The sequence below is a fragment of the Haemophilus haemolyticus genome (assembly GCF_001008275.1).
In the GTDB taxonomy this organism is placed as follows: domain Bacteria; phylum Pseudomonadota; class Gammaproteobacteria; order Enterobacterales; family Pasteurellaceae; genus Haemophilus; species Haemophilus haemolyticus_P.
The window spans coordinates 35,300-46,923 of the sequence record NZ_LCTH01000034.1; the positions used below are offsets into that span (position 1 = coordinate 35,300).

Here is an 11,624-nt window from a genome sequence, read left to right on the forward strand (position 1 = left end):
ATAATTTAATCAATAAATAAATCTCTCTACTTTTCATAATCATAAAAATATCCTACTATTTTTATCGGATTTATTTTTACTTAATCAATATAGGAGTGATTTATGTCTTTTGCCCAACAAAAACTTAGCGAACTCGCTGTTTCAATTCCAGGTGCAACTAAAATTTTTCGTGAATATGATTTAGATTTTTGCTGTGGAGGTTCTGTATTATTAGAAGTCGCGGCACAACAAAAGAATCTTAACCTTGCTGAAATTGAAAAACGTTTAACTGATTTACAACAAAGTAAAGCAGAAAATAATGATAAAGATTGGACTTCGGCATCTTATGCAGAAATGATCGATCATATTGTTGCCCGTTTTCATAATCGCCACCGTGAACAACTCCCTGAATTAATTACATTGGCGGAGAAAGTAGAAAATGTACATGGTGATCGTGATGACTGTCCTATCGGCGTAGCAGCACAATTAGAAAAAATTTATGCTGAACTTAGCCAGCATTTAATGAAAGAAGAACAAATTTTGTTCCCAATGATAAAAATGGGAAATTATGCTATGGCCTCAATGCCAATTCGTGTAATGGAAATGGAACATGATGAAGCTGGGCAAGATGTGGAAGTGATCAAATCGCTTACTAATAACTGTACGCCACCAGCAGATGCTTGTTTCAGTTGGAAAGCCTTATATAGCGGTATTAATGAATTTATTGATGATTTAATGCACCATATTCATTTGGAAAATAATATTTTATTTCCACGTGTATTAAGTGAAAAATAATTTAATATTCGTCAAAAAATAACCGCACTTTAATCTATTCCAAAAAACAAACTAAAGTGCGGTCATTTCTATAAAAATTTTGAGTTGGTCGATAAGCCGAGTTCTGTCGTGGACAATCATTCCTCTAGGCGACAAATTACTCTGCCGCTCAAGCAACCTACCCGAATCCTGAGCGGGCCACTCATTGGATTCCTATTTGGTCTTGCTACGAGTGGAGTTTACCCTGCTGCCAACCGTTACCGGAGGCACGGTGCGCTCTTACCGCACCCTTTCACCCTTACCGTTTACACGGCGGTCTGCTCTCTGTTGCACTGGTCGTCGGCTCACGCCGCCCGGACGTTATCCGGCACTCTGCCCTGTGTAGCTCGGACTTTCCTCTCGTTTACTTGTCCCACTAGGTCGTATAAATACGGTTAAGGGCTTCAATAAACCAGCGATTGTCTAACCAACTCGGCACGTAGTATAGGGGCAATCACTAGTGCGGTCAATAAAATCCCCAATTTTTGAATATTGCTCGTCAATCTTATAAACAATAATGCCTAGCTTACATCGAATTTTTCATTCGTATTTTTTTATGATTCCGCTAAAATAGCGCCAATTTCAACCGCTCTTTTAGGAAGAAGAATGAACTATCTAAAAATTGCACAGGATTCCCTTTCAGTGGAAAGCAACGCACTTTTGCAACTCAGCCAACGTTTAGGCGAGGATTTTAATCAAGTCATAGATTTAATCCTTGCTTGTGAAGGACGATTAGTCATCGGCGGGATAGGGAAATCTGGTTTAATCGGTAAAAAAATGGTAGCAACATTTGCCTCTACGGGCACGCCAAGTTTCTTTTTACATCCGACAGAAGCCTTCCATGGCGATTTAGGTATGTTGAAACCAATTGATATTGTGATGTTAATTTCCTATAGCGGCGAAACCGATGATGTCAATAAACTAATTCCAAGTTTAAAAAATTTCGGTAATAAAATTATTGCCGTAACCAGTAACAAAAATTCCACACTCGCACGTCACGCAGATTATGTTTTAGATATTACTGTTGAGCGTGAAGTCTGTCCAAATAATCTCGCGCCAACAACATCCGCACTTGTGACGCTTGCGCTTGGTGATGCACTCGCCGTGTCGCTCATTACGGCACGCAATTTCCAACCAGCTGACTTTGCTAAATTCCATCCAGGTGGCAGTCTTGGTCGTCGTTTATTATGTAAAGTAAAAGACCAAATGCAAACTCGCCTACCAACAATTTTACCCACCACCAATTTTACTGACTGCCTCACCGTCATGAATGAAGGGCGAATGGGCGTTGCCTTAGTGATGGAAAATGAGCAACTTAAAGGCATTATCACGGATGGAGATATTCGCCGCGCACTTACAGCCAATGGTGCAGAAACGCTGAATAAAACAGCCAAAGATTTTATGACAAGTTCACCAAAAACTATTCATCAAGAAGAATTTTTATCAAAAGCAGAAGACTTTATGAAAGCGAAAAAAATTCACTCGCTAGTCGTTGTTAATGATGAAAATCACGTAGTAGGTTTAGTGGAATTTTCAAGCTAAGGAATCCCGATGCAACAAAAATTAGAAAATATTAAATTTGTCATTACTGATGTAGACGGCGTACTCACCGATGGACAACTCCATTATGATGCCAATGGTGAAGCCATCAAAAGCTTTCATGTACGAGATGGTTTAGGCATAAAAATGCTGATGGATGCGGGTATCCAAGTGGCAGTACTTTCTGGTCGTGACTCCCCTATTTTACGTCGTCGTATTGCCGATCTTGGCATTAAATTATACTTTCTTGGCAAACTTGAAAAAGAAACCGCTTGTTTTGATCTTATGAAACAAGCAGGCGTCACCGCCGAACAAACTGCTTATATTGGTGATGATAGCGTAGATCTCCCCGCCTTTGCAGTGTGTGGAACTTCTTTTGCTGTGGCTGATGCCCCTATTTATGTGAAGAATGCTGTTGATCATGTACTTTCCACCAATGGCGGAAAAGGTGCCTTCCGAGAAATGTCCGATATGATTTTACAAGCGCAGGGAAAATCTTCTGTGTTTGATAGCGCCCAAGGTTTCCTAAAATCAGTAAAAAACATGGGACAATAATAACTAATTCGTCAGTGTTATTGCTTAATAAAAAATAAAGTGCGGTAAATTTTCAACGAGTTTTAAAATCTCTCAAAAATCAACCGCACTTTAATATTTACGTTCCTATACCTTAATAGCTTATCCTTTTAACAAGACTCTTTCCTAAAATACTCATAGAACTGCGGTAAGAGTTGTGTAATCAAATTCAATTGCTGATACGGTAAACTAAAGACAGCTCGTTCTTCGGCAGTCATGTCTTGTTTTTCTAATTCTTTTAAATGTGTTTCGATACTTTCTTGCTGTTGGTTAAAAATAGCTTCGGGTATTTCTTCAATGTGTTCTAAGGTATAGATAATTTTCTTTGCCACGGGATAAAAACCAGATAAAAACTGTGCGGTCTGTTGCAAATTTTTCATTCTGTCTCGATAAGAGCCAAGGGCTGAAATATAGCTTAATAGAGAATAATTAAGCTTGAGCAAATCAAAACCTTTCTGTAAATATGCCTTATATTTCACTGGCTCATTATTCATATTAGAAAGTGTTGTACTCAATGCGGCTGCATATTGATGCGCATTGCGACGTGCTATGCGATATTTAAGATCGTCGCTTTTACCAAATTGCAATTGACTAATAATATGCAATAAATACACCGCATCGCTACGCAATGCTTGATGGCTCACTTTATCAAGTTGCAAATATTTCCAATCTGGCCATAAGTAAGATACGGCAAACCATGAAATCGCGGCACCAAGTAAAGTATCAAGTAAACGAGGCATTAATGCGGCTGCCGTATCGAATCCCATGACATCAAAACTGAGCAATACTTGTAGTGTGATGAAAAAGGTCGAGAAACTATAATTATTACTGCGGAAGAAAAAGAATAGCGTACTTGTAAGCACCACAAGACCCAGTTTTAATTCTAAGGTTGGATTTAAATAAGGTAATAGTGACCCCACCACTACACCTAATATCGTGCCAATAATGCGCTGACGTAAACGGACTTTAGTTGCAGAATAGTTTGGCTGGCACACAAATACAGTGGTCAATAAAATCCAATAACCAAGATTAAATTGGAAAAACTCAACAATGGCACAGCACAGAAATACCACAATAGATAAGCGTACCGCATGACGGAACAACGGTGACTCAAAAGTAAAATGGCTAAAAATCACCGCACTTATATTTTTTAACCCCGTGATTTGTTCTGTATGAATTTGAGCTAATTGTTCGGTATCCGTCGTTTCTTGCGCTAACTGGCGAAGTTGCCAGTTAATGCTTTGTAAATTATCTAACAAGGTTTGAATATCAATCAGTTCATCTTGATCATTGAGATGTTGTGCTCGATATAGATCAAAGGAATGCAAGGTGCCTAAAAGTGCACGTTCGACACGTTCATTAAAATGATAGGGTTTATTTTCACGCAAACTCGCCGTGATTTCTTTACAGGATTGAGCTTGTAACTCTAGCAAACGTTGAATACGGAAAATCAAATCTGTATTTTTTAGTTTTTCCGTTATTTGTTGATAATCAAAATGAGTAGAATTAGCGCACTCATGAATGTCTTGTGCCGCAAAATAGTAACGTAACATTCTCTGGGTGCGAGGATGGCGATGTTGCCCTCGAATACGATAAAAAAGTGCAGTGCGCACAATATTAAATGCCGTGACAACATTCGCATTTTTCATCGCGAAATTAAGATGTTTTTTTTCAATCTCAGCTACTTCGTCAGGATCAAAAAAACAGGATTTGGTATCTAAATATTCTCCCAACGCACAAAACGCTTTAGCGACACTTTCTTGTACGGGGCGATTTGGGAAAAACAGGTAAACAATCAGAGTGACCACACTATACAGCAAGGTACCGCATAAAATCATTAAGGGGTTAATAAACCATACATTTCCTTCAGGCACATAAGTCAATGTGGTATAAAGCGCAACCACTAATGAACCAAACGCAATTGTGCTATAACGCTGCCCCACGGTGCCAATCATGGTGAAAATAAATGTCAGCACCGTCATTAACACAATATATTGGATAGGCTTACCGATATGTAACTGCACAATAAAGGATGAAATAGAAAAGGCAATGAGCGTGAAAAATACGTTTTTCAATCGTCCAGTTAAACGGTTATCCAAATCCACCAAACCACCTGCAATGATCCCTAGAATCAAAGGCATTGATTGCGAAGAAATATCAAAAGCCCATATTCCTACTGCCGCAATATTTACGGCAATAAAAACAGGAATCGCAGCGATTACTTTGGCATTTAACCGAATATTCATTTCAAATCCTTATCAAAATAGAAAAGTGAGCAACAAGGCTCACTTTTTATTGTATGAAGTGCGGTAATTATTTATGGGATTTTGCCCAATTTAAGAAACGTGTTTGAGTTTCTTTATCAGCTTGTTGGAACCAATATTGGAGCTGTTGCTCTGCAACGTTTTCGCCTTGAACAACCACTTTACCTTTATTCGCTTTTGTATTACCTGCTGGAGTAGCGATCATTGGACTCGCAGCTGTGGTTGCAGCAAATGCAGCAACAGATGCGGTTGCACCAGACGCATTATATTCAGCAAGATCATTCACCACATTAGCACTCGGGAATAAACCTTCTTGTTTTAATACATCCACTTTTGCTGAAAGCGTATTACCAGATTTTGTTTTCACGCTAATACTTGGCATCTCATTGAATTTATCACCTTCTGAACGACCACGAATAGCTGGCGCCGAAATAACAAGATCCTCTGCATTGCCTTGGAATGTAACGATTACTGGGTTAGATTCAAAAAGAGTTTGGTTAGATCCAGAACCAATAATTTCACTTAAACGAACAACAACCTGATGGCTTTGGGTATCATTTACAGTAAATGTTTTAGCATCTTTTGCGAGAGATTTAGAGGCTTTTTGGCCATCAATTGCTAAAAGCTCAAGATTAGATGAAGTAGAAACCATGCCTGCAAAAGTTGCAGTGCTAGCACATAATGTTGCAAGACCTAATACAACAGCACGTAATTTCATAATTGCTCCTTTGGTATAAATGAAATTCTTGCCTATGCTATGCTAAATCAGGAAAAATGAAAATAAAAAAGTGAGAATTGGTTTAAAAACCTTTGTTGTAATAGCACAAATACTCACAATATTTTATCATATTGATGTCTAGCCTAGTCACAACTAGTAAAAAGCACAATGTAATCTATTAAATATCAATAGGAGTAACAATGTTAAACGATATTTTAACTGGCTATGGAATTTTTATTCTGGAAATTTTGACAATTTTATTACTCATTCTTGCCATTGTTGGTTTGGTAATTTCTTATCGCCAACATAACAAATCTAAAGCAGGAGAATTAGAAATTAAAGATTTATCAGAGGAATTTGATCATCAAGTTCGTGTATTGCGTGATTTTAATCTTTCAGAAGAAGAGCTAAAACAGCAAGCTAAAGCAGAGAAAAAAGCTGAAAAACAAAAGGCTAAAAAACGTAAAGAAAAATTAAAAAGAGGTGAAATCTTAGATGACAAAAAGAAAAGCTGTGTGTATGTCTTAGATTTTCATGGTGATATTTCAGCATCAGAAACGACCGCACTTCGAGAAGAAATTTCAGCAATCTTAAATGTAGCAAAACCAGAAGACGAAGTATTATTACGTTTAGAAAGCCCAGGCGGTATTGTTCATGATTATGGGTTTGCAGCCTCTCAGTTGTCTCGTTTGAAACAAAAAGGCATAAAATTAACCATCGCTGTAGATAAGGTTGCAGCAAGTGGCGGTTATATGATGGCTTGTGTTGCCGATAAAATTGTATCTGCGCCTTTTGCTGTTATTGGTTCTATTGGCGTCGTAGCACAAATTCCAAACGTTCATCGTTTATTGAAAAAATATGATGTTGATGTAGATGTGATGACAGCTGGTGAGTTTAAACGCACAGTAACTGTATTAGGTGAGAATACCGAAAAAGGCAAGCAAAAATTTCAACAAGAGTTGGAAGAAACACATCAATTATTTAAACAATTCGTCTCACAAAATCGCCCTTGTGTAGATATTGATAAAATTGCTACTGGGGAACATTGGTTTGGCCAACAAGCAATCGACTTGAAATTAGTCGATGAAATTTCAACCAGTGATGATTTAATTTTGGAGAAAATGAAAGAAAAAGATGTATTAAGTGTGAAGTATCGCTTGAAAAAATCCTTGATAAAAAAATTAGGTCATCAAGCTGAAGAAAGTGCGGTAAATATTGTTCATCGTTATACTACAAAGCGAGCAAATGATTTTATACATTAAAAATAGATATCTTTACATTCCTTTACAAAAAAGAGGGCTAGTTCACTGATTTTATTATTTACAAGGCGATTTTTTGCCATTAGTATATGCACCCGAAACTTTAACAGTTTTGTTATATTTTATTCATAAAGTTTAGTTATGCCCTTTCTAGGGTTTCTAGCAAATAAAAGGTAAAGCCAATGAAATTATCTCGTATTTTATTATCAACTGTTGCTATCGCAACTCTTGCTGCTTGTGGCAACTTAAGCAAAGTGACTGACGCAGGCACTCCAGAATATAAAGATGTAAATGGTCAACAAGTACCTCAATTAGTATGGCCTAAAATTGATTCAGCGACCTTCAACCACGATGGTAGCCAATTCGGTAGTTGGCCAAATTGGGATAACGTACGCATGATTGAAAGTGGTATGAACAAAGATCAAATTCGTCAATTAATCGGTGATCCTCATTTTACTGAAGGTTTATATGGCGTATCTGAATGGGATTATGTATTCAATTATCGTGAAAACGGCATCCATAAAGTTTGCCAGTACAAAGTATTATTTGACAAAAACCATAATGCACAAAGTTTTTTCTGGTATCCAAACGGTTGTAACGGTAATTCAGCATTCAATTTAAGCGGTGATTTCTTATTTGACTTCAATAAAGACACCTTAACTGCACAAGGTAAACAAGTTATTGATAGCGTAGCATCTCAATTAAAATCTACTGGTGCTAAAGAAGTTAAAGTTGCTGGTTATACAGACCGTTTAGGTTCTGATGCTTACAACTTAGATCTATCTCAACGTCGTGCAAATACTGTTAAAGCGCGTTTAACTGAAGACGGTGTGAACTCTCTAATTACTGCTGTGGGCTATGGTAAAAATCCGCAAGTGAAAGCTTGTGAGGGTGTTAATGGACAAGCGTTAAAAGATTGTTTACGTCCTAATCGTCGTGTTGAGATTATTGCCTCTGGTTCTGAATTAAAACTACAAGAAGGTGGAAAATCTAACGGTGGTACTCAAGGTCCAGCAAAACTATATCAAAAATAATTGATATTAAACTTCAAGCAGTACTCTACTCACATAAGTCAAGTTGAGTACTGTTAATTCAAATATTACGCAGCTAATAGTTTAAATGATTAGCTGCGTTTTTTATTCATATCTAACAAAATCAAAAATCTCAATTTTCTCTTTCTCCTACCCCAAATTTTCTATTGTTATCGCGCCTATAAATGAGGATAATAGCCAGCTTATACACAAGGCAGAAAGCAATGACACACTATATTTTATTAATTATCGGTACTGCGCTGATTAACAACTTTGTATTGGTGAAATTCTTAGGACTTTGTCCTTTTATGGGCGTATCCAAAAAAATTGAAACCGCAGTGGGAATGGGGTTAGCAACAATGTTTGTATTAACAGTTGCCTCCCTTTGCGCATATTTAGTTGATCATTATATTCTTGTTCCCTTGAATGCTACTTTTTTACGCACATTAGTATTTATTTTGGTTATTGCCGTAGTTGTACAATTTACCGAAATGGTGATAAATAAAACTAGCCCAACACTATATCGTTTACTTGGAATTTTCTTGCCTTTAATAACCACAAACTGTGCAGTTCTCGGTGTCGCATTATTAAATGTAAATCTTGCTCATAATTTAACGGAATCTGTCGTTTATGGTTTTGGTGCATCTCTTGGGTTTGCACTTGTATTAGTGCTTTTTGCTGCACTTCGTGAACGTCTTGTCGCAGCTGATGTACCTTTAACTTTCAAGGGTTCATCTATCGCACTAATTACAGCTGGTTTAATGTCTCTCGCATTTATGGGATTTACAGGACTAGTGAAGTAATAAAATGATCTATCTTTTAATGGCTATTACCATTTTGATTTTATTTATTGGGTTCTCTCAGTATTTTTCAGGAAAAAGAAAGAAATAATGACCCTTCTATTCATCATAATCACTTTACTCGCTTTAATTTTCGGTGCGATTTTAGGATTTGCTTCACTTAAACTCAAAGTTGAAGCCGATCCTATTGTGGAAAAAATAGACTCTATTTTGCCACAAAGCCAATGTGGACAATGTGGTTATCCTGGATGCAAACCATACGCTGAAGCTATTTGCAATGGAGATGACATCACAAAATGTATTCCTGGTGGTCAACCTACCATCGTAAAAATTGCAGAGATTTTAGGTGTTGATGTACCAGCTATGGAGGGCGTAGAAGAACCTATCGAGAAAGTCGCTTTTATTGATGAAAATATGTGTATTGGCTGCACAAAATGTATCCAAGCCTGTCCTGTTGATGCCATTATTGGTACAAATAAATTCATGCACACGATCATTCCAGATCTCTGTACAGGTTGTGAACTTTGCGTAGCGCCCTGCCCGACAGATTGTATATCAATGATTCCCGTGAAAAAAAATATCGATAATTGGGATTGGAAGTTTGATGCAAAATTAGTCATTCCAGTAATGAATGTAAATGGCACTGAGAAAAAATTGGTTGTGGGGAAATAAATGGCGGACGTATTATCTCGTTTCAATTCCGGTAAATTATGGGATTTCAAAGGTGGCATTCATCCGCCTGAAATGAAATCACAATCTAATTCACAACCATTACGTCATCAGCCTTTAGTCACTGATTTTTATATTCCTCTTAAACAGCACGCAGGAACAACAGGTAACCTTTTAGTAAAGGAAGGCGATTACGTACTAAAAGGTCAAGCCTTAACAAACGGCGATGGCTTGCGTATGTTGCCAGTTCATGCGCCCACTTCTGGCACAATTAAATCGATTAAACCTTATGTCGCCGCACATCCGTCTGGTCTTGATGAACCTGCAATTCATTTGCAAGCAGATGGCTTGGATCAATGGCTAGAGCGTAATCCTATTGATGACTTTTTAACACTCTCGCCAGAACAACTCATTAATAAAATCTATCAAGCTGGTATAGCTGGCTTGGGCGGTGCAGTGTTTCCGACTGCTGCTAAAATTCAATCAGCAGAGAAAAAAGTTAAACTCTTGATTATCAATGGTGCAGAATGTGAGCCTTATATTACTTGTGATGATCGTCTTATGCGTGAACGCGCCGATGAAATCATCGAAGGCATTCGTATTTTGCGTTATATACTACGACCTGAAAACGTAGTCATCGCCATTGAAGATAACAAACCTGAAGCAATAGAGGCAATCCACAAAGCGCTACAGGGAGCAAATGACATTAGCGTTCGGGTCATTCCAACAAAATATCCTTCGGGTGCCGCAAAACAGCTTATTTATTTACTTACAGGAATGGAAGTGCCAAGTGGTGCGCGTTCTTCTAGTATTGGTGTACTGATGCATAATGTTGGTACAGCCTTTGCAATTAAAAGAGCGGTTATAAATGACGAACCTTTAATTGAACGTATCGTCACCCTTACAGGTGATAAAATTCCTGAAAAAGGTAATTATTGGGTTCGACTTGGTACACCAATTTCTCAAGTATTAACGCACGCGGGCTATCAATTTGATGAACGTTATCCAGTGTTTGCGGGTGGTCCAATGATGGGATTGGAACTTTCCAATCTCAATGCACCAGTGACCAAAATTGTCAACTGCTTGCTTGCACCAAACTATTTTGAATATGCAGAACCAGAGCCTGAACAAGCTTGTATTCGCTGTTCTAGCTGTTCTGATGCCTGCCCAGTCAACTTGATGCCACAGCAACTCTACTGGTTTGCGCGTAGTGAAGATCACAAAAAATCGGAAGAATACGCCCTCAAAGATTGTATCGAGTGCGGTATTTGCGCCTACGTATGCCCAAGCCATATTCCGCTGATTCAGTATTTCCGCCAAGAAAAAGCAAAAATTTGGCAAATCAAAGAAAAACAGAAAAAATCGGATGAAGCCAAAATTCGCTTTGAAGCCAAACAAGCGAGAATGGAACGTGAAGAACAAGAGCGTAAAGCACGTTCACAACGTGCCGCGGAGGCTCGTCGAGAAGAATTAGCGAAAACCAAAGGTGAAGATCCTGTTAAAGCAGCTCTAGAACGCTTGAAAGCGAAAAAAGCCAATGAAACAGAATCAATACAAGTTAAAACGATCACCTCAGAAAAAGGGGAAGTTTTACCTGATAACACGGATTTAATGGCACAACGTAAAGCTCGTCGTCTGGCTCGTCAGCAAGCGGAATCTCAAGTCGAAAATCAAGAACAACAAACTCAACCAACCGATGCGAAAAAAGCAGCGATTGCAGCCGCACTTGCTCGAGCAAAAGCGAAAAAACTTGCACAAGCAAATGAAACCGCTGAATCAGTTCCAAACACTCAAGCCATAGAAAGTGCGGTAGAAAAAACAGACGAAAATTCAACCGCACTTGATCCGAAAAAAGCGGCGGTAGCTGCAGCGATTGCTCGTGCAAAAGCAAAAAAACTTGCGCAAGCGAATGGAACCACTGAATCAGTCTCAAATATTCAAACCGTAGAAAGTGCGGTAGAAAAAACAGAAAGAAAATT

Annotated in this window: 10 protein-coding genes and 1 other RNA gene; 8 read left to right on the forward strand and 3 right to left on the reverse strand. The window is 38.1% G+C overall.

Translation table 11 applies throughout. From position 1 onward, the window contains the following. The first annotated feature begins 102 nt into the window (after positions 1–102). A complete protein-coding gene (gene ytfE, locus AAX15_RS05655; RefSeq protein WP_046939493.1) occupies positions 103–774 on the forward strand; it encodes an iron-sulfur cluster repair protein YtfE in 672 nt (223 codons plus the stop codon). 76 nt (positions 775–850) lie between these two features. Here ytfE and rnpB read toward each other — a convergent pair. After that, positions 851–1,227: RNase P RNA component class A (rnpB, locus tag AAX15_RS09170), an RNA gene on the reverse strand. Positions 1,228–1,398: 171 nt separating this feature from the next. Between rnpB and AAX15_RS05660 the strand changes: the two genes are divergently transcribed. Together AAX15_RS05660 and AAX15_RS05665 are read left to right on the forward strand one after the other, a co-directional pair. Beyond that, positions 1,399–2,334: a KpsF/GutQ family sugar isomerase gene (locus AAX15_RS05660; RefSeq protein ID WP_046939494.1), complete on the forward strand. Its 936-nt coding sequence runs from the start codon at positions 1,399–1,401 to the stop codon at positions 2,332–2,334. 9 nt (positions 2,335–2,343) lie between these two features. Beyond that, positions 2,344–2,886: a KdsC family phosphatase gene (locus AAX15_RS05665; RefSeq protein ID WP_046939495.1), complete on the forward strand. Its 543-nt coding sequence runs from the start codon at positions 2,344–2,346 to the stop codon at positions 2,884–2,886. 128 nt (positions 2,887–3,014) lie between these two features. Here AAX15_RS05665 and yccS read toward each other — a convergent pair whose 3' ends face one another. Together yccS and AAX15_RS05675 are read right to left on the reverse strand one after the other, a co-directional pair. Next, on the reverse strand, positions 3,015–5,150 hold the full coding sequence (yccS, locus tag AAX15_RS05670) for a YccS family putative transporter (protein WP_046939496.1): 2,136 nt from the start codon (positions 5,148–5,150) through the stop codon (positions 3,015–3,017). A gap of 67 nt (positions 5,151–5,217) precedes the next feature. Next, positions 5,218–5,886, reverse strand: coding sequence for a curli polymerization inhibitor CsgI-related protein (locus tag AAX15_RS05675; RefSeq protein ID WP_046939497.1), 669 nt, complete (start codon positions 5,884–5,886; stop codon positions 5,218–5,220). 200 nt (positions 5,887–6,086) lie between these two features. Between AAX15_RS05675 and sohB the strand changes: the two genes are divergently transcribed. From sohB to rsxC, 5 genes are all read left to right on the forward strand, one after another. Then, positions 6,087–7,148, forward strand: a complete 1,062-nt coding sequence (sohB, locus tag AAX15_RS05680; protein WP_046939498.1) for a protease SohB — start codon at positions 6,087–6,089, stop codon at positions 7,146–7,148. A gap of 179 nt (positions 7,149–7,327) precedes the next feature. Continuing rightward, positions 7,328–8,179 (forward strand): OmpA family protein, encoded by an 852-nt coding sequence (locus AAX15_RS05685; RefSeq protein WP_046939499.1) that lies wholly within the window; start codon positions 7,328–7,330, stop codon positions 8,177–8,179. A gap of 221 nt (positions 8,180–8,400) precedes the next feature. Beyond that, positions 8,401–8,979, forward strand: a complete 579-nt coding sequence (gene rsxA / locus AAX15_RS05690; RefSeq protein WP_005636563.1) for an electron transport complex subunit RsxA — start codon at positions 8,401–8,403, stop codon at positions 8,977–8,979. An 87-nt stretch (positions 8,980–9,066) separates the two neighbouring features. Beyond that, complete coding sequence (gene rsxB / locus AAX15_RS05695) at positions 9,067–9,648, forward strand: electron transport complex subunit RsxB (RefSeq protein WP_046939500.1); 582 nt, start codon at positions 9,067–9,069, stop codon at positions 9,646–9,648. Then, a partial coding sequence (gene rsxC / locus AAX15_RS05700) for an electron transport complex subunit RsxC (protein WP_046939501.1) occupies positions 9,649–11,624 on the forward strand: 1,976 nt, incomplete at its 3' end.